Below are 17687 nucleotides of genomic sequence, written 5' to 3'. Positions count from 1 at the left end.
GTGTCCGATGCCGCATCACGCGGCAACGGCTATGCTGGTACCACGGCAAGAAGCCATCCGGAGCGTTCCATGAATCACCCCGTGCCCCCGCTGCCCCCGGCGCGTCGCAATCCCGTCGCCAGTTTCTTCATCGGGCTGTGGGACGTCATGAACTTCACCCGCCGGTTGATCCTCAACCTGGTGTTCTTCGGCCTGCTGTTCCTGCTGCTGGTGATGTTCGTCATCGCCGCCGGCATGGGCGCCGGTGCCAGCAAGTCGCTGCAGGACCGCACCACCCTGGTGATCGCGCCGGAAGGCCGCCTGGTCGAGCAGTTCAGCGCCGACCCGGTCAGCCGCGCGCTGGCCAAGGCGGTGGGTGACAACGGTGCCGAAGAGATCCAGCTGCGCGACCTGCTGCGGGTGATCGAGTCGGCCAAGGAAGACAAGAAGATCGAGCGCGTGGTGCTGGAACTGGACAAGCTGCAGCCGTCCGGCTTCGCCTCGCTGCGTGAAGTGGCCGCCGCGCTGCAGGACCTGCGTGCGTCCGGCAAGCAGCTGGTGGCCTACAGCGAGAGCATGGGCCAGTCGCAGTACCTGCTGGCCGCGCAGGCCGACGAGGTCTACCTGGACCCGATGGGCTCGGTCGTGCTCGAGGGCCTCGGCCGCTACCGCCAGTATTTCCGCACCGGCCTGCAGGACAAGCTGGGCGTGGACGTGCACCTGTTCAAGGTGGGCGAGTACAAGTCCGCGGCCGAGCCGTACGTGCTCGACGCGGCGTCACCGGCCTCCAAGGAAGCCGACCTGTTCTGGATGAACGACGTCTGGCAGCGTTACCTGGGCGACATCGCCAAGGCCCGCCGCCTGGATCCGGCACAGCTGGCCGCCGGCATCGACACGCTGCCGGAAGGCATCGCTGCTGCTGGTGGTGATCTGGCCAAGTTCGCCCTGCAGCAGAAGCTGGTGACCGCGCTGAAGACCCGCGAAGAGTTCGAGGACCTGATGATCGAGCGCGGCGTGGCCGACGAAGATGCCGACGGTGGCTTCCGCAACGTCGACTTCGGCACCTACCTGGGCCAGCTTGATGCGCGCCGCAAACCGGTCGACAACCGTCCGCAGGTGGCAGTGGTGGTGGCGTCCGGCGAGATCAGCGGCGGTGACCTGCCGGCCGGCCGCATCGGTGGCGAATCGACGTCGGCGCTGCTGCGTGCCGCGCGCGACGACGACGATGTCAAGGCGGTCGTGCTGCGCGTGGATTCGCCGGGCGGAGAAGTGTTCGCTTCCGAGCAGATCCGCCGTGAAGTGGTCGCCCTGCAGGCCGCCGGCAAGCCGGTGGTCGTATCGATGGGCGACCTGGCCGCCTCCGGTGGCTACTGGATCAGCATGAACGCCGATCGCATCTACGCCGATCCGTCGACGATCACCGGTTCGATCGGCATCTTCGGCATGGTGCCGAACTTCAGCCGCGCGCTGGACAAGATCGGCGTGCACACCGATGGCGTCGGCACCACCCGCTTCGCCGGTGCGTTCGATGTCACCCGGCCGATGGATCCGGCCGTGGGCCAGGTCATCCAGTCGGTGATCAACAAGGGCTACGCCGACTTCACCGGTCGCGTCGCCGACGCCCGCAAGAAGCCTGTCGAGGCCGTCGACGAAGTGGCCCGTGGCCGCGTGTGGAGCGGTGCGCAGGCCAAGGAACGTGGCCTGGTCGATGCCTTCGGTGGGCTGAAGGATGCCGTGGCCGACGCCGCCAGCCGTGCCAAGCTGGGCAAGGCTGACGCTTATCGCGTGCGCTACATCGAGAAGGCGGCCACGCCGTTCGCGCAGTTCGTCAGCGGTTTCGCCGGCAGCCGCGCTGGTGCCTGGATGCTGTCCGATTCGGGCATGGCGCGGATGCTGCTGGCGCGCACGATGCCGGAAGTGGATACGCAGCTGCGCTTTGTCGAGAACGCGGCCCGCGAAAAGGGCAATGGCGCACCGGTGAAGGCGCTGGCGTACTGCTTCTGCGGGTTCTGACCGGAGCACATCCACGCATGGCGTGGATCTACTGTAAACGCCCGGCTTCGGCCGGGCGTTCTCGTTGGTGGGGTCGGATCCCTTTGCCCGCAAAGGGTTCTGACCCCACAGGTCACTGCGTCGCGTCGGCCTCGGCCTTGCGCTCGCCCGCAGCGGCGTCATCGACGGATTTCTGCGCGCCCTTGGCGCGGTCCAGCGGCCCCTGCATCGCGCGCGCCATCGCCTTGGGCACCGGTGGCTTCTCCGGGTTCGGCGTTGGCGGGCGCTGGCAGGCGGACAGCAGCACGGTGGCCAGCAGGGACGTGGACAGGACCAGGATGCGCATGGCGGCACTCCGTGATGGGCGTGCGGGCAGTGTCGCATCCTCGGCAGGGGGCGGCCGTGAGCGCGTATCCTTGTTGCATCGAAACACAGCGGGCGCGGCCCCGGAGGACTCATGACCCAGCAACGGTGGCGGCTGGACGGCCAGACTGCCCTGATCACCGGCGCCAGTGCCGGCATCGGCCTGGCCATCGCGCATGAACTGGCCGGGTTCGGTGCCGACCTGATGATCGTCGGCCGCGATATCGACATGCTGGAGACCGCGCGCGACGAGTTGCTGGATGTGTATCCGCAGATGCAGGTGCATGCGCTGGCCGCCGATGTTTCCGACGACGAGGACCGCCGCCAGATCCTGGACTGGGTGGAGGACCACAGCGATGGCCTGCATATCCTGGTAAACAACGCCGGCGGCAACGTCACCAAGGCGGCCACCGAGTACTCCGAAGACGAGTGGCGCAAGATCTTCGAGACCAACCTGTTCTCGGCGTTCGAGCTGTCGCGCTACGCACATCCGCTGCTGGCACGCCACGCGTCGTCGTCCATCGTCAACGTCGGCAGCGTGTCCGGCCTGACCCATGTGCGCAGTGGCGTGGTCTACGGCATGACCAAGGCGGCGATGCACCAGATGACCCGCAACCTGGCCGTCGAGTGGGCCGAAGATGGCATCCGCGTCAACGCAGTGGCACCGTGGTACATCCGTACCCGGCGCACGTCCGGCCCGTTGTCGGACCCGGACTACTACGAGGAAGTGATCGATCGCACGCCGATGCGTCGTATCGGCGAGCCGGAGGAAGTGGCTGCGGCCGTGGGCTTCCTGTGCCTGCCGGCAGCCAGCTACGTTACCGGCGAGTGCATCGCGGTGGACGGCGGCTTCCTGCGCTACGGGTTCTGATCTTCGGAAGGGTAGTGCCGGCCGCTGGCCGGCAACCACAGGATATTCAGTTGATTGCAGTTGCCGGCCAGCGGCCGGCACTACCGGACGGCGGTCACCCCGGCACCGGGCAGTTGCTGGCCTCCAGCACACCCTGCAACCGCTCGCGGTCCTTGCGCGCGCTGTCGCGGTTCTCGGGCGCGGCGAAGCGCTCCCGGCCGCGGGCATCGCGGAAGCGCTGCTGCCAGGCACCGCAGCGCTGCGCTTCGGGAAGCGCTTCGCACTGATCGCGCACCACTTCACAGCTGGCGGCATTCACCGGCGTCACTCCGCCAAGGCCCTGTACTGTCATCAGCTCGCAGCGACCTGGCGCAGCCTCGTACTCGTACAGGTAGCCGCCGCCCTGGCTGTCGGTGCACTGGAAGATAGGAGGAAGCGGCGGCTTCGGTGAACCGTCACTTCCAGCAGCACGGGCCTCGGCATCGCGACGCAGCGTCGCGCTGTCAAGGATCTGGTCGTCTCCTTCGTGTTCGACCATGCCTGCTTCCATGATCGTGCGTCCTTCGTCCGCGCGTCGGGCCGCAGGCGCAACACCCCGGTTGGCCGGCAGCGGCGCGGGTGTTTCCACCGGGGTGGGGGTAGGTTCAGCGGCCACAGGGGCAGCGGCGGCCGGCTGCGCGTTGCCCTTGCCGGGTATGCGCAGCACCTGCTGCTTGCTGCCAGTGGGGCACGGCGTGCGCTGCAGGGTAGGGATGTCACTGCTGCTGGAGGTACAGCGGTAGATCACGCCCTCTTCGGCCAATGCGCTTCCAGGCAGCAGCACCAGGAGCAGCCAGATCACTCGGTTCATGCGTACAGCGTACAGGCTGCGACGGCTTGCTGCGGTCAGCGTTCGCAATCGCGCGACAGGCGCGCATCGATGCCGCGCTGTTCGTTGCTGATGGCGGTGCGTTCACTCTGCAGCGCACTGTTGTACCGGCGATCCAGTTCCCAGCGGCGATCACGCAGTCGCGCACAGACTTCCTGCGGCGGCAACGCATGGCAGCTGTCGCGGACCAGCACGCTGCCGGCCGGAACCTGCACGCCCATGCCGATCGAGGGGGGACGATAACCCGCGCCTTCGCCGATCGGCGTGCCGGTGGCCGGGCGCGGTCCGGGGTAGGCCGGGCCGTGATGGGCGTGTGGCAGCCAGACACTGGTCCACAACGGCACCCAGCGCGGATTGCCTTCGTTGTTGTCGCTGGTATACCGTCGGCCATCATCGCTCACGCATTCGTACATCGGCTGCGGCGGCTGGATGTAGACGTGGCGGACTTCGCGCTCGCGGATGACCGGGGTTTCGCCGGGCGGCGCAGGCGGGGCATCACTGCGCACCACCCGTGGAGCGGGATCGCGCGGGCGCTGCAGGTCGCGAACCTGCTGGCGGCCGCTGTTGCAGGGCGTGTCCTGCAGGGCCACGGCCCCGTTGCTGGAAACGCAGCGGTACACCCGCACGTCTTCGGCTGCGGACGCCGTCCACGGCAGCAGCAGGCACAGGCTGAAGGTGGCGCGCAGCAGGCTCATGGCGGCAGCGTCCGTGATTGTCCGCGGCAGTGCAATCGGCGGCTCAGGAGCGCAGCACGTTGCCGCTGAGCGCGTCGCGTATGGGGGTGGGTTGGGCCAGGCCACCGGTCTGTCCGTCAAGGATGCCGTCGAGCAGGCGCAGCAGGCGCGGATCCAGCTCTTCGCGGCTGCGCGCCGGTGGTTCGCCGGCCAGATTGGCGCTGGTGGAGACCAGCGGGCCGCCCCAGGCGCGGCAGAGTTCGGCCACCAGCGGGTGCGCGCTGATGCGCACCGCAATGCCGCTGTGTTCGCCGGTGACCCAGGGCTGCGCGCGCGGGCCAGCGGGCAGGATCCAGGTGTTGGCGCCGGGCCAGCTGGCCAGTACCGCGCGCTGGCGGGCGTCGGGCAGCGCCTGCAGGCGCACCCAGCCTTCCAGCTGCGCCAGCTCGGCCGCGACCAGGATCATGCCTTTCTCGATCGGTCGCTGCTTCAGCCGCAGCACCATGTGCACTGCCGCTTCCTGCGAGGGATCACAGCCCAGGCCCCAGACCGCTTCGGTCGGGTAGGCGATCACGCCGCCGGCGCGGAGCGTGGCGACAGCAGAGTCCAGGGTGAGTTCTTTCATGGCGGCGACCGGCCCGGCGTGGGCCTCCATTATCCCCCTGCTGCGTGCAGAAGGGGTGGTCGGCGCGGACGGTAGGTGCGGACCGTTGGTCCGCACACCTTGCCCCTCATCCACGCATGGCGTGGATCTACTTCTTCGCAGCGGCCTTCTTGACGGCTTTCTTCGCCGGGGCCTTCTTCACCGCCTTCTTTGCCGGCGCCTTCTTGGCAGCAGCCTTCTTCGGCGCCGCTTCCTTCTTCACTGCCGCCTTCTTGGCCGGTGCCTTTTTCGCTGCCGCCTTCTTGGCGCCGAAGCCCTTGCGCACCGGCTTGCCGGTTTCTTCCATCAGCTGCTGCACTTCGGCCAGGGTCAGCGATGCCGGCTCGCGGTCCTTGGGGATCTTGCCGTTCATCTTGCCGTCGCTGATATACGGGCCGAAGCGGCCGTTCAGCACCTGGATGTCGCTGCCCTCGAATTCCTTGATGATCCGGTTGCGCGCGATCTCTTCCTTCTCTTCGATCAGGAACACGGCACGGGCCAGGTCGATGGTGTACGGGTCGTCTTCCTTCTTCAGCGAGGCGTAGGTGCTGCCACGCTTGGCGAACGGCCCGAAGCGGCCAATCCCGACGCTGACCGGCTCGCCCTTGTCCTCACCCAGCGCGCGCGGCATCAGGAACAGCTCCAGCGCGTCTTCCAGGGAGATGGTGTGCATCGACTGGCCAGGGCGCAGCGAGGCGAACTTCGGCTTCTCCTCGGCGTCCTCGGCGGTGCTGCCGATGGCGGCATACGGCCCGAAGCGGCCCAGACGCACGCTGACCGGCTTGCCTGTCTTCGGATCGGTGCCAAGCTCGCGCGCGCCACTGGCCTCGGCGCGGTCGACCGATTCCTTCTTGTCTTCCACCAGTTCCTTGAACGGCTCCCAGAAGCGAGCCATCAGCGGAATCCACTCTTCTTCGCCACGGGAAACGGCATCAAGCTCGTCTTCGAGCTTGGCCGTGAAGTCGTAGTCCACGTACTGGGTGAAGTGGCTGGACAGGAACTTGGACACCGCGCGGCCGACGTCGGACGGGCGGAAGCTGCGGCCTTCCATTTCCACGTACTTGCGGAACAGCAGGGTCTGGATGATCGAGGCGTAGGTCGAGGGACGACCGATGCCGTACTCTTCCAGCGCCTTCACCAGCGCCGCTTCGGTGTAGCGCGGCGGCGGCTGGGTGAAATGCTGTTCGGCCTGGATGCGTTCCAGCGGCACGCGGTCGCCCGGCTTCATCGCCGGCAGCTTGCGGCCTTCGTCCTCGTCCTCGGCGCTCTTGCTGTCCTTGCCTTCCTCGTACACGGCCAGGAAGCCGGGCACCACCACCGTGGTGCCGCTGGCACGGAACACGTGCTCGCTGCCGGCGGACAGGTCGACGCTGACGGTATTGAGCGTGGCCGGGATCATCTGGCAGGCGACGGCGCGCTTCCAGATCAGTTCGTACAGGCGGCGCTCGTCGTCGGTGAGGAAGCGTGCGACCTGGGCCGGGGTGCGCAGGGCCGAGGTCGGGCGCACCGCTTCGTGCGCTTCCTGGGCGTTCTTCGACTTGGTCTGGTAGGTGTTGGGCTGGTCCGGCAGCGAGGCGATGCCGTAGTCGCGGGCGATCACGTCGCGGATTTCCGCCAGCGCGTCCTGCGACAGGTTCACCGAGTCGGTACGCATGTACGAAATCAGGCCGACGGTGCCTTCGTCGCCGATGGCCACGCCCTCATACAGCTTCTGCGCAACCTGCATGGTCTTGCGGGTGGTGAAGCCGAGCTTGCGCGAGGCTTCCTGCTGCAGGGTCGAGGTGGTGAACGGTGGCGCGGGACGGCGCTTGCGCTCCTTGCTGGCCACGTCGGTGACATGCAACGAGCCCTGCGCGGCCTGCTGGATACGCAGGCGGGCGGCTTCGGCGGTGTCACCGTCGGTGATGGTGAACTGCTCGAACTTCTGCCCGTCCAGCTTGACCAGCTTGGCGTTGAAGTGCTGCGACGGGTGCGCGCATTCGGCCGCGATCGACCAGTATTCGCGGGCGACGAAGGCTTCGATCTCTTCCTCGCGCTCGACGATCATGCGCAGCGCCGGGCTCTGCACGCGGCCTGCGGACAGGCCGCGCTGGACCTTGCGCCACAGCACCGGCGACAGGTTGAAGCCGACCAGGTAGTCCAGCGCGCGGCGCGCCTGCTGGGCATCGACCAGGTCGCTGGCGATCGCGCGCGGCTGGCTGATCGCTTCCTTGATGGCGCGCGGGGTGATCTCGGTGAACACCACGCGCTGCATCGGCTTGTCCTTGACCAGCCCGCGTTCCTTCAGGATCTCGGCGATGTGCCAGCTGATCGCTTCACCTTCGCGATCCGGGTCGGTTGCCAGCAGGATGTCGTCGGCACCCTTGGCGGCCTTGGCGATCGCATCGACATGCTTTTCGTTCTTGTCGATCACGTCGTAGTGCATGGCGAACCCGTTGTCCGGGTCGACCGCGCCTTCCTTCGGGATCAGGTCACGCACATGCCCATACGAGGCCAGGACGGTGTAGTCCTTGCCGAGGTATTTGTTGATCGTCTTGGCCTTGGCTGGCGATTCGACGATGAGCAGGTGCTTGGGCATGTCGGGAGAGGTCTGTGGGCGGACCGGGAGAAGGGGCCGCTAGGGTGGAGCAAACGGCCGCATTAGTGAAGCGGCCACGGGCAAATCCATAAACTGAACGCCCGGTAATGTGCCGGGCGTTCAGGTTTCACCTTATTAGAGGAATCACGCCCGGCCGGCCCGTGTCAAGCAGCCAGGCGTGAGGATGGCCGTTCACGAGGCCATCTTGGCGATGAAGCCTACCGCGAACACCAGCAGGGCCAGGCCGACCAGAGACAGCAGGCCGGTCAGCACGAGCACCAGTACGGTTACCGTGCCCAGCTCCCGGCGTTGCAGCTGCGGCTGGTCGGTGTAGGCCCAGCGGTCGACCACGAGGGTGTCGCAGACCATGTCGTGCAGGCCCTGCTTGCGTTCGGTGAAGGCGGCCATCAGGAAACCGATGCCGAGCGTGAAGCTGCTCAGCAGCATGGCCCAGTAGCGACCAAATGCGCGGGCCTTGGTCAGGCGTTCGCCGTTGCCGCGCACCACCTTGATACCGACTGCCATCTTGCCCAGCGTGGCGCCGCCCTGCGAGGCATGGAACCAGGTGTAGTAGGCCATGCCGATGCCGAGGTTGATCAGGGCGCTGGCCAGCTGGGCAACGATCTCGATGGCCGATTCGCCGCTGCCCACCGCGCCCATGCTGGCGCCGAGTATCGCACCAAGAATGGCACCGATGATGCTGCCGGGGACGACCAGCACGAAGTAATCGATCATGTAGGCCGCCACACGCTTCCAGAAGCCTGCGTAGACCACTTCACCGCCAACCACCGGCTGCGCGTGGCCACCGCTGCTGGTGGTCGCTGGAGCGCTGTAAGGCGAGCTGCTGAGCGCGCCGGTGCCGGGCAGCGGTGCGGTGCCGCTGTCGATGGCGGCGTAGTCGCTGCGCAGGTCGAACCCGCCGCTGCTGCTGGCAGTGCTGGCATCGGCCAGCGTCTGCAGGCCGAGCTCGTCGACCATCTGCCGCAGCGCAGCCCACTGGGCCATGCCCTCCCGCCAGACCAGGGTGTCCAGGTTGAGCTGGCCGCGCTGGAAGCGCTGGCGGATCTCCTGGACCGGCAGCGGGCCCTGGCGTTGCTGTCCTTCGGCGTAGTACCACTCAGTCATTGCATGTTCCCTGTTGAATCATCCTTGGAGGTGCTGGCGTGCGCGCGGTTCAGCCGCGGCACGACGGCGGCAGGTACTTGTCGTTGCTCTCGCCGCTGCATTCCCAGCGGCCGCTGTCGCGATCGTATTCCAGCCACAGCAGATCGCCATCGAGGCTCTTGCCGGGCAGCGCCAGGGTGGCTTCGATGCCGCAGTGGCCGTTGTTGAAGCGACCGATGTTCACCGCTGACAGCCCTGCATGGGCGAAATCACCCGGGGCCGGGAAGCCGGCGTCGTTGCCACCCGGGCAGCGGCCTTCGTCATCGGCGAAATGCTGCACCTGGTCCTTCAGCGGCTGCAGTGCGGTCACTGCGCCGGCGACCTTGGCGCGAAGGGTGTAGTCGTTGTAGGCGGGCAGCGCGATGGCGGCCAGGATGGCCACGATCGGTACCAGCACCAGCAGCAGGCCGCCGCCGATGATGGCGGTCAGGGCGCAGCCGGACAGCTTCTTCTTCGGCGTCGGCAGGGCGCTGGCCGCTGCGCTGGTGGCGTAGGGCGTGGACGGTGGCAGCACCGGTGGCTGCGGCGGAGGCGGTGCTGCCGGCTCCGGTTCGGGTTCCACGGGCGGTGCAGCGGCGTCCAGCGCCGGCACGATCAGGCCGAGCTCGTCGACCACGGTGCGCAACGGCTGCCATTGCGGCAGGCCGTCGCGCCAGACCAGGGTGTCCAGGGAGATCTGGTTGTTGCGGAACAACTCGACCAACTGTTCCGCCGGCAGCGGGCCTTGCTGCCGGTTGCCTTCTGCATGGAACCACTCGCTCACGGGGACGCTCCTGAATGCGCTATGCCCCCAAGTGTACGGTCAGTGCAGGGGTTCTGGCTCGTCCATGAACATCTGCGTCTCCATCCAGGCATACGCCGCCTCGGAGCCGGGCTGGTTGAACAACACCATCAGCACGACCCACTTCAGGTCGTCCAGGTCCAGTTCGTCCTGGTCCAGGGCCATTGCCCGGTCCAGCACCAGCTCGCGCTGGTCGGCATCGAGGATGCCGTGCTGTTCCAGGTACAGCAGGAACCCGCGGCATTCCACGTCCAGCTTGTCCAGCTCGGGGCCGTGGTACACGCGCACGGGGCCATCGACCCGAGCCTGGGCCACGCTCGGCCGCTGCGCGGCCAGGGCATCGAGCCAGTCGAACGCCTTGTTGATCTCGGTTGGGCTGAAACCGGCCTGGATCAGGCCGTTCTGGAGCGAATCGCGGTCACGGATCAGGTCCGCATCTTCGCTGAAATAGTGTTCAAACAGGTACAGCAGTACATCCAGGATGCTCTCTTTCATTGCCCCTCGGCCTGCGTCGCGCGACGCTGTGGAGGTGAAGAAACTAGGGAGTTCGACAGTAGCGGCCGTGTACGCACACCACGATTCCCGCCAGTTCCATGGCCAGCAGCATGGAGGACACCTGGGGCGCCGTCAATCCACAGCGTGTGATCAGTGAATCCATACTGCTTGGGTTGTGCTCCAGCGCCCGCCACAAGCACTGGTAGTCAGGGTCGTCGGCCCAGTGCGCCGGCAGGCGTGCAGGCGGTGCCTGTTCAGTGGGGGTGGCCAGCCGTGATTGCAAGCCCGGCAGCTGCTGGCGGAGGGCGGGGGCCAGCAGTTCGAGGACCTCCTCCGGGCGCTCGACCAGTGCGGCACCCTCGCGGATCAGCCTGTGGCAGCCCGCAGCGCGCGGATTGAGCACCGAGCCGGGCAGGGCGCAGACCTCGCGGCCGGCCTCGGCGGCCAGGCGTGCGGTGATCAGGGCACCCGAGCGTTGGGCGGCCTCGACCACCACCGTGGCCAGGGCCAGCCCGGCTACCAGCCGGTTGCGGGCAGGAAAGTGGCCGGGGCGTGCGGGCGTGCCGGGCAGGTACTCGCTGAGCACCACGCCTTCGGCGGCGATGCGCGCCTGCAGCCGGGCGTGGCTGTCCGGATAGGCGCGGTCCGGTCCGGTGCCGATCACCGCCACGGTGCAGCCCCCCGCGTCCAGCGTGGCCTGGTGGGCGGCGGCATCGATGCCCGCCGCCAGGCCGCTGGTCACCGCCAGCCCGGCGTCGACGAAGCAGCCGGCAAACCGGGCTGCCAGCGCGCGTCCGCCCGGCGTTGGCGAGCGGCTGCCGACCAGCGCAACCGATGGGCGCCAGGCCCGGCTGGGGTCGCCGGCGATGAACAGCGCAAGGGGGGGATTGGGGACATCCAGCAGGGGCGGGGGGAAGGTCGGATCGGTGAAGGCCAGCAGGTGCTGGTTGTCGTCTTCCAGCCAGCGCCGTGCCACGGCCAAGGCCCGGGCGTCGGGGCGGTCCAGTGCGGCGCACTGCTCTGGCGTGCAACCGTGCGCGCGCCAGTTCGCGGCACCCTGCGCGATCGCGATTTCCGCCCTGCCTGCGGCCTGCAGCAGGGCCCGCCGTGGTGCCAGCGCGCCGCCTGCCATCAACAGGCGCAGCAGCGCCTCGTCAGCTTGGTTGGTCATCCCCCCACTATCGAGCGCATGCAACAAAGGCGCCCTAGGGCGCCTTCGCATGTGGCTGTCAGACTTTGCCGGAGACCGCCCCTGTAGAGTCGACTGTCAGTCGACTACCGCGCGCAGCGCGGGCGCTTTCGGGGGGCGGTGAAGAGCAGTCGACTAACAGTCGACTCTACCGCGCATCCGGGTGCAGTGCGTTGTATCCCACGCGCACCGGCTTCACGCCCTGCATCACCAGTGCGTAGCTGACGTTGTCGAAGGTACGGAACACCATGGCGTGTGCGGCGTATTCGTCCGGCAGCGAGACGCGGCCGGCGCCGGTGCTGAGCGAATCATCCATGCGCGAGGAGTTCGGGTACTTCATGCGGTGCGCCACGTGGCGGCCCGGGCGCCACAGCGAGAACACGGTGCCGTTGTCCACGCCCTGCGCGCGGCCTGCGGAGATCGCGATCACGTCGCGCGGCCCACCAGCGGTGAACATGTCGGCAACGGCCAGCACGCGCACGTCGACGCCCTCGACACCGGCGGCCGGGACATGGGGGATGAACTGCAGGTCGTAGGGCCTGGCCTCGACCGGGACCAGGCGGTCGCCCGCACGTACCTCGCGGCCGCCCTCGTTCTTGTCCAGCACCAGGGTGGACACCTCGACCTTGCCGCCGGCGACGTGGGTGATGGTGCCGGTGGCGACCTGGGCCAGCTCATAGCCAAGCACGCCGCGGCGGTGGTTGGGGGCGTTGTAGGCCCGCCACAGGTTGCCGCTGCCCGGGGTGACGTCGCCGTTGGCGGTCAGGTCCTCGGTCGGCTTGGGCTGGGCGTAGCGCACGGTCGGGCGGACCACGGCCCAGCGCTGGCCCAGCTGGGCGTCGGCCAGGCGCACGTACACCGCGCTGCCGCTGGTGACGCGCAGGCGCTCTTCTTCCAGGCCGGCCACGTAGGGCAGCTGGTCGATGCTGTCGACCACGCTCAGCTGCTTCAGGAACGGCTCGACCTGGGCCAGCGGAATGGCATCGATCGGGGCTTCCTGGCGCGGGCCGGGCTTGGCAGCGACGGTCACCCGGTCCAGGTAGGCCAGGCTGAGCACGTCACCGGGATAGATCAGGTGCGGATTGGCGATCTGTGGATTGGCCTGCCAGATCTCCGGCCACAGCCAGGGCTTCTGCAGGAAACGTGCGGCGATATCCCACAACGTATCCCCTTTTCGGACCACATAGGTGTCCGGGTGCCCGCCATTCACTTCCACGGCGGTAGCATAGGCAGCCACGGTCAGCATCGCCGCGGCGACGACCGTACGAAAACGAAGCAACATAGGTGTGAAGCCCTGATTCCCCAACAGGTCCGCGCACTATAGTCCAGAAACCGGGGCGCAAGGCAAGCGTTGGAGCTAGAATCTGCGACGTATGCCGGCGTGCCGGCCCATTACCCGGAAACAGCCATGGCCCTTCTCCCCATTCTCGAGTTCCCCGATCCGCGCCTGCGTACCAAGGCCGCGTTGATCGACGCTGCTGAAGTCACCACGCCGGCCTTCCAGGAACTGATCGACAACATGTTCCAGACCATGTACGACGCGCCGGGCATCGGCCTGGCTGCCACCCAGGTGGACGTGCACAAGCGCTTCATGGTCATCGACGTCAGCGAAGAAAAGAATGAACCGCAGGTGTTCATCAACCCGGAGATCGTCGCCAAGGACGGGGGCCGGGTGTACCAGGAAGGCTGCCTGTCGGTTCCGGGCATCTTCGCTGACGTCACCCGTGCCGATACCATCACCGTGAAATACCTGGACCGCAACGGCCAGGAACAGCAGATGGAAGCCGGCGAAGTGCTGGCCACCTGCATCCAGCATGAGATGGATCACCTGGACGGCAAGCTGTTCATCGACTATCTGTCGCCGCTCAAGCGCGAGATGGTGCGCAAGAAGCTGGCCAAGCAGCGCAAGCACGTGGCGTGATCGCCAATCCGGGCCACCCTTCGGGTGGCCCGCGCCTGCGCGGCAAGCGCGGGCTGTACGGCGCCGGCCGACGGCGCCGTTTTCTTTCCTGCACGAATCCATCCTGCAAGTGGGGTAGCCATGAGGATTGTCTTTGCCGGTACGCCGGAATTCGCGGTGTCATCGCTGCGCGCGGCTGCGCGCCATCATGAGGTCGTGGCCGTCTACACCCAGCCTGATCGTCCGGCCGGCCGTGGCCGTGGCCTGGCGCCGTCGCCGGTCAAGCTGGAAGCCGTGGCCCGTGGCATTCCGGTCTACCAGCCGGAGTCGCTGAAGGACGCGGCCGCCCAGCAGCAGCTGCGCGACCTGCAGCCGGATCTGATGGTGGTAGTGGCCTATGGCCTGATCCTGCCCAAGGCGGTGCTGGCCATTCCGACCCATGGCTGCTGGAACGTGCATGCCTCGCTGCTGCCGCGCTGGCGCGGTGCCGCGCCGATCCAGCGTGCGATCCAGGCCGGCGATGCGAAGACCGGCGTCTGCCTCATGCAGATGGAGGCCGGCCTGGACACCGGCCCGGTGCTGCTGCACCAGGAACTGCCGATCGCGGCCACCGATACCGGCGGCCAGCTGCATGACAAGCTGGCCGAGCTTGGTGCCCAGGTGTTGTCCGATGGCCTGGGCCTGCTGCGCGCGGGCATCAAGCCGATCGCGCGGCCGCAGCCGGAACAGGGCGTGACGTATGCGCACAAGCTGGACAAGGCCGAAGCCAGGCTGGACTGGGCGCAGGACGCCGGCGCGCTGGCGCGTACCGTGCGCGCGTTCAATCCGTGGCCGATCGCCGAGGCAACGCTGGCCGGCGAACGCGTGCGCATCCATGGCGCGGTGGCACTGGAGGCAGACCACGGCCAGGCGCCGGGCACGGTGCTGGCCGCCGGCCGTGATGGCATCGACATCGCCTGTGGCCAGGGCGCACTGCGCCTGCGTGTACTGCAGCGGGAAGGTGGCAAGGCGATTACTGCGGCCGACTACCTCAACGCCCGCCGCGATCTGCGCGTGGGAGCATAAGCGGTGTCGAAGCAGAACGATTTCTCCGTCGCCAAGGCGGCGCCGGGAGCGGCCACGCGCATGCTGGCCGCACGCGTGCTGGCACAGGTGTTCACCCGTGGCCGGTCGCTGAAGGCCGAACTGGCCTGGGCGCTGCCGAAGCTGGCCGACAGCCGCGACCGCGCGCTGCTGGAAGCGCTGTGCTTCGCCGTCCTGCGCCGCCGCAGTACCTATGACGCGGCGCTGCAGTCGTGGATGCAGAAGCCGCTGTCGGCGCGTGATGCCGACCTGCGCACGCTGCTGATGGTCGGGTTCGCCCAACTGGACGTGCTGGCGTTGCCGGCGCACGCGGCGTTGTCGGCCACGGTCGATGCCGCGCGTGCCCTGGGTCGTGAGCGCCAGGCGGGCCTGGTCAATGCGATCCTGCGCCGCGCGCAGCGCGAAGGTTTCCCGGAACAGCCTGCGCGCGATGCCTTCCCGGCGTGGCTGGCCGATGCCGTCGAGCGCGACTGGCCGGCCCAGGCCGAGGCGATCTTTGCCGCCAGCCTGCAGCCGGCGCCGTTGTGGTTGCGCGCTAACCGCCAGCAGGGCGGCCGCGACAAGGCACTGGCGACGCTGGCCGAAGCTGGCATTACCGCGCAAGCCAGTCCGCTCAGCGCCGACGCGTTGCGCCTGGCCTCGCCGGTTGCCGTGAATCAGCTGCCCGGCTTCGCCGAAGGCGCCATCTCGGTGCAGGACCTGTCGGCGCAGTGTGCGGCCGACGCGCTGGCCCCGGCGGCCGGTGCCCGCGTGCTGGACGCCTGTGCGGCCCCCGGTGGCAAGTCGGCGCACCTGCTGGAGCGCGACCCCGGCCTGCGCCTGCTAGCGCTGGATATCGACGCGCGCCGCCTGGCCCGTGCACGTGACACCTACGTTCGCACTGGCGTGGGCGAGCATGCGCAGACCCTGGCTGCCGATGCCAGTGATCCGGGTGCCTGGTGGGATGGCGTGCCGTTCGACGCGATCCTGCTCGATGCCCCGTGCTCGGCCACCGGCGTGATCCGGCGGCAGCCGGATGTGATGTTCCACCGACGTGCCGAGGATATCGATGCGCTGGTCGGTGTGCAGGCCCGCCTGCTGGAGGCCTGCTGGTCGATGCTGCGTCCGGGCGGCGTGCTGCTGTATGCCACCTGCTCGATCCTGCGTGCGGAGAACATCGACCAGGTGCGGGCGTTCCTGAAATGGCACCCGGACGCGGTGGCAGAGCCGCTGGATGACCGATTCGGCCTGGACTGCGAGGGAATCGCGCGCCAGCGACTGCCGGGTGACAGCGATGCTGACGGATTCTTTTACGCGCGTCTGCTAAAAACAGCCTGACCCCCGCTGACGTTCCGAGTCCCATGCTGAATTCCCGCGCGTCGCGCGAGACGTGGTTGTTCGTGGCGATGGCCCTGCTGCTGCTGGGGGCCGGGCTGGGCCTTCGTGATCCGTGGCCATCGGACGAGCCGCGCTTTGCGCTGGTGGCCAAGCAGATGGTCGACAGCGGCCACTGGCTGTTCCCGCACCGCGGTACCGAGTTGTATTCGGACAAGCCGCCGATGCTGATGTGGTGGCAGGCTACGCTGTACGGCCTGGTCGGGCAGTGGCGCGTGGCCTTCCTGCTGCCGTCGCTGCTGGCGGTACTGGGTACGCTGTGGTGCGTGGTCGACCTCGGGCGGCGGCTGTGGACACGGCGGGTGGGGCTTTACGCCGGCTGGGCGCTGCTGTTCGCGCTGCAGTTCACCTTCCAGGCGAAGAAGGCGCAGATCGATCCACTGCTGCTGCTGTTCATCACCCTGGCCAACTACGGCCTGCTGCGCCACCTGTTGCTGGGACCAGGCTGGCGCTGGTGGTGGCTGGGCTGGTTCTTCGCTGGCATCGGCGTGATCACCAAGGGCGTGGGCATGCTGGCGCTGCTGATGATCGTGCCGGCGGTGACCGCTGCGGTACTGCAATGGCCACGGGTGGCACTGCACGCGCGCGATGCCCGCTTCTGGCTGGCGCCGCTGGCCTTCCTGCTGGCGGTGTCGTTGTGGCTGGCGCCGATGCTGCTGGCCGGTTTTGCCACCGGTTCGGACGAATACCGCGCGTACATGGACGACATCCTGTTCCAGCAGACGGCGCGTCGCTATACGCACTCGTGGGACCACCACCAGCCCTGGTGGTACTTCCTGGCGATCATGCCGTCGATGTGGATCCCCGCGTTCCTGCTGCTGCCGTGGGCGCTTCCGGCTTGGTTGCGGCGGCTGCGCCGGCGCGATCCGCGCTATCTGCTGCCGCTGTCCTGGTGGTTGATGGTGGTGCTGTTCTTCTCGATCCCCGACGGCAAGCGCGATGTCTACATCCTGCCGGCGCTGCCGATGTTCTGCCTGGCGCTGGCGCCGTTGCTGCCGGGGCTGCTGAAGCGGCGCGATGTGCAGGCCGTGGTGGGAGTGTTCACTGGCCTGCTGTCACTGGGCCTGGTCCTGGCTGGCGCGATGGCGGTGCTGGGCGACCCGGCCTTCGAGCTGCGCCTGACCCACAGCCGCGGACTGGCGCCCGGCGCCGTCGACGCGCTGGCCTGGACGATCCTGGCGATGGGCGTGTGGGGCGCATTGAGCCTGCTGGCCTGCGGTCGTCGCCGGCATCTGGCGCTGGTGTCGACCCTGGCGATGGTCTGGGTGCTGTACAGCCTGGTCGGCTACCCGCTGCTGAACGATTCCAGTTCCGCCCGCGGCCTGATGCGCACGGTTGGTACACGGCTGGGCCCGGATGCCGAGCTTGGGCTGGTGGCCTGGAAGGAACAGCATCTGCTGCTGGCCGACCGCCCCGCAGCGACCTTCGGTTTCGAGTCGGACTGGGACGAGCAGCTGATTGCGGCCACGCGCTGGCAGCGGCTTGCGCCCGAACGCCGTTGGTTGCTGGTCCACGAGTACGCAATGCTGTCGTGCGTCGACCGCAGCCGCTCTGAACTGGCCGGCGTAGCCAACCGGCGGCGCTGGTGGCTGGTGCCGGCGACGGCGGTGAAGGTGCCCTGCGTGGTCACCGCAGAGGAGCGGGAACGTGAACGGCGTCTGCAGGAACATGACTAGTCCCCCCCTTCCTGCTTGTCCAGTCTGCCCAAGCGGGACCAAAGGCAGTAAAACAGCAGGCCGGGATGGCCTGCACCG

16 protein-coding genes are annotated in these 17687 nt (G+C 68.0%); 6 read left to right on the top strand and 10 right to left on the bottom strand.

Going from position 1 to position 17687, the window contains the following annotated elements; translation table 11 throughout:
- The first annotated feature begins 69 nt into the window (after nucleotides 1–69).
- Nucleotides 70–1992, top strand: a complete 1923-nt coding sequence (gene sppA, locus AC5P8J_RS13180) for a signal peptide peptidase SppA (protein ID WP_021203228.1) — start codon at nucleotides 70–72, stop codon at nucleotides 1990–1992.
- 112 nt (nucleotides 1993–2104) lie between these two features.
- On the opposite strand, the gene AC5P8J_RS13175 is transcribed toward sppA, so the two are convergent.
- Nucleotides 2105–2317 carry a hypothetical protein gene (locus AC5P8J_RS13175; protein ID WP_111097651.1) on the bottom strand — a complete coding sequence of 71 codons (213 nt, stop codon included), beginning with the start codon at nucleotides 2315–2317 and terminating at the stop codon, nucleotides 2105–2107.
- A 111-nt stretch (nucleotides 2318–2428) separates the two neighbouring features.
- On the opposite strand from AC5P8J_RS13175, the gene AC5P8J_RS13170 reads away from it, so the two are divergent.
- Nucleotides 2429–3205, top strand: a complete 777-nt coding sequence (locus AC5P8J_RS13170) for an SDR family oxidoreductase (protein ID WP_021203230.1) — start codon at nucleotides 2429–2431, stop codon at nucleotides 3203–3205.
- A 94-nt stretch (nucleotides 3206–3299) separates the two neighbouring features.
- Here the strand turns inward: AC5P8J_RS13170 and AC5P8J_RS13165 are convergent, their stop codons facing one another.
- The 9 genes from AC5P8J_RS13165 to AC5P8J_RS13125 all read right to left on the bottom strand — a co-directional run bounded on the left by AC5P8J_RS13165 (nucleotide 3300) and on the right by AC5P8J_RS13125 (nucleotide 12858).
- Nucleotides 3300–4034, bottom strand: coding sequence for a hypothetical protein (locus AC5P8J_RS13165; protein ID WP_459389931.1), 735 nt, complete (start codon nucleotides 4032–4034; stop codon nucleotides 3300–3302).
- A gap of 35 nt (nucleotides 4035–4069) precedes the next feature.
- A complete protein-coding gene (locus tag AC5P8J_RS13160; RefSeq protein WP_021203232.1) occupies nucleotides 4070–4747 on the bottom strand; it encodes a DUF4124 domain-containing protein in 678 nt (225 codons plus the stop codon).
- A gap of 43 nt (nucleotides 4748–4790) precedes the next feature.
- Complete coding sequence (gene tsaC, locus AC5P8J_RS13155; protein WP_019660786.1) at nucleotides 4791–5381, bottom strand: L-threonylcarbamoyladenylate synthase type 1 TsaC; 591 nt, start codon at nucleotides 5379–5381, stop codon at nucleotides 4791–4793.
- Between the two features lie 97 nt (nucleotides 5382–5478).
- A complete protein-coding gene (locus AC5P8J_RS13150) occupies nucleotides 5479–7947 on the bottom strand; it encodes a DNA topoisomerase I (protein WP_134730046.1) in 2469 nt (822 codons plus the stop codon).
- 192 nt (nucleotides 7948–8139) lie between these two features.
- Entirely contained in the window at nucleotides 8140–9072 is a 933-nt protein-coding gene (locus AC5P8J_RS13145; protein ID WP_134730044.1) for an RDD family protein, read from the bottom strand.
- A gap of 49 nt (nucleotides 9073–9121) precedes the next feature.
- Complete coding sequence (locus tag AC5P8J_RS13140; RefSeq protein WP_021203235.1) at nucleotides 9122–9874, bottom strand: pilin; 753 nt, start codon at nucleotides 9872–9874, stop codon at nucleotides 9122–9124.
- Between the two features lie 39 nt (nucleotides 9875–9913).
- Nucleotides 9914–10387, bottom strand: a complete 474-nt coding sequence (locus AC5P8J_RS13135) for a DUF494 family protein (protein WP_005411195.1) — start codon at nucleotides 10385–10387, stop codon at nucleotides 9914–9916.
- Nucleotides 10388–10430: 43 nt separating this feature from the next.
- Nucleotides 10431–11558 (bottom strand): DNA-processing protein DprA, encoded by a 1128-nt coding sequence (dprA, locus tag AC5P8J_RS13130; protein WP_134735064.1) that lies wholly within the window; start codon nucleotides 11556–11558, stop codon nucleotides 10431–10433.
- A 166-nt stretch (nucleotides 11559–11724) separates the two neighbouring features.
- Nucleotides 11725–12858: a LysM peptidoglycan-binding domain-containing protein gene (locus AC5P8J_RS13125; protein ID WP_111101734.1), complete on the bottom strand. Its 1134-nt coding sequence runs from the start codon at nucleotides 12856–12858 to the stop codon at nucleotides 11725–11727.
- 126 nt (nucleotides 12859–12984) lie between these two features.
- On the opposite strand from AC5P8J_RS13125, the gene def reads away from it, so the two are divergent.
- The 4 genes from def to AC5P8J_RS13105 all read left to right on the top strand — a co-directional run bounded on the left by def (nucleotide 12985) and on the right by AC5P8J_RS13105 (nucleotide 17609).
- Nucleotides 12985–13497 (top strand): peptide deformylase, encoded by a 513-nt coding sequence (gene def, locus AC5P8J_RS13120; protein ID WP_111101735.1) that lies wholly within the window; start codon nucleotides 12985–12987, stop codon nucleotides 13495–13497.
- A 120-nt stretch (nucleotides 13498–13617) separates the two neighbouring features.
- The gene (gene fmt, locus AC5P8J_RS13115; RefSeq protein ID WP_111113035.1) at nucleotides 13618–14541 is read left to right on the top strand and encodes a methionyl-tRNA formyltransferase; all 924 of its coding nucleotides are present in this window, start codon (nucleotides 13618–13620) and stop codon (nucleotides 14539–14541) included.
- Nucleotides 14542–14544: 3 nt separating this feature from the next.
- Nucleotides 14545–15876, top strand: coding sequence for a 16S rRNA (cytosine(967)-C(5))-methyltransferase RsmB (rsmB, locus tag AC5P8J_RS13110; protein ID WP_021203239.1), 1332 nt, complete (start codon nucleotides 14545–14547; stop codon nucleotides 15874–15876).
- A gap of 23 nt (nucleotides 15877–15899) precedes the next feature.
- Nucleotides 15900–17609, top strand: a complete 1710-nt coding sequence (locus AC5P8J_RS13105; protein WP_495216857.1) for a glycosyltransferase family 39 protein — start codon at nucleotides 15900–15902, stop codon at nucleotides 17607–17609.
- Nucleotides 17610–17687: the final 78 nt, after the last annotated feature.

The organism is Stenotrophomonas sp. YJH_SMC_37 (assembly GCF_059370035.1).
The sequence above is the reverse complement of the archived record's forward strand: the minus strand, read 5'-3'. Positions and strand labels throughout refer to the sequence as shown.

Coding starts and splice junctions, on each gene's coding strand:
- AC5P8J_RS13135 (WP_005411195.1), bottom strand. CDS start 10,387: ATGAAAGAGAGCATCCTGGATGTACTGCTGTACCTGTTTGAACACTAT.
- fmt (WP_111113035.1), top strand. CDS start 13,618: ATGAGGATTGTCTTTGCCGGTACGCCGGAATTCGCGGTGTCATCGCTG.
- sppA (WP_021203228.1), top strand. CDS start 70: ATGAATCACCCCGTGCCCCCGCTGCCCCCGGCGCGTCGCAATCCCGTC.
- AC5P8J_RS13170 (WP_021203230.1), top strand. CDS start 2,429: ATGACCCAGCAACGGTGGCGGCTGGACGGCCAGACTGCCCTGATCACC.
- AC5P8J_RS13145 (WP_134730044.1), bottom strand. CDS start 9,072: ATGACTGAGTGGTACTACGCCGAAGGACAGCAACGCCAGGGCCCGCTG.
- AC5P8J_RS13160 (WP_021203232.1), bottom strand. CDS start 4,747: ATGAGCCTGCTGCGCGCCACCTTCAGCCTGTGCCTGCTGCTGCCGTGG.
- AC5P8J_RS13165 (WP_459389931.1), bottom strand. CDS start 4,034: ATGAACCGAGTGATCTGGCTGCTCCTGGTGCTGCTGCCTGGAAGCGCA.
- AC5P8J_RS13175 (WP_111097651.1), bottom strand. CDS start 2,317: ATGCGCATCCTGGTCCTGTCCACGTCCCTGCTGGCCACCGTGCTGCTG.
- tsaC (WP_019660786.1), bottom strand. CDS start 5,381: ATGGAGGCCCACGCCGGGCCGGTCGCCGCCATGAAAGAACTCACCCTG.
- def (WP_111101735.1), top strand. CDS start 12,985: ATGGCCCTTCTCCCCATTCTCGAGTTCCCCGATCCGCGCCTGCGTACC.
- dprA (WP_134735064.1), bottom strand. CDS start 11,558: ATGACCAACCAAGCTGACGAGGCGCTGCTGCGCCTGTTGATGGCAGGC.
- AC5P8J_RS13150 (WP_134730046.1), bottom strand. CDS start 7,947: ATGCCCAAGCACCTGCTCATCGTCGAATCGCCAGCCAAGGCCAAGACG.
- AC5P8J_RS13105 (WP_495216857.1), top strand. CDS start 15,900: ATGCTGAATTCCCGCGCGTCGCGCGAGACGTGGTTGTTCGTGGCGATG.
- AC5P8J_RS13125 (WP_111101734.1), bottom strand. CDS start 12,858: ATGTTGCTTCGTTTTCGTACGGTCGTCGCCGCGGCGATGCTGACCGTG.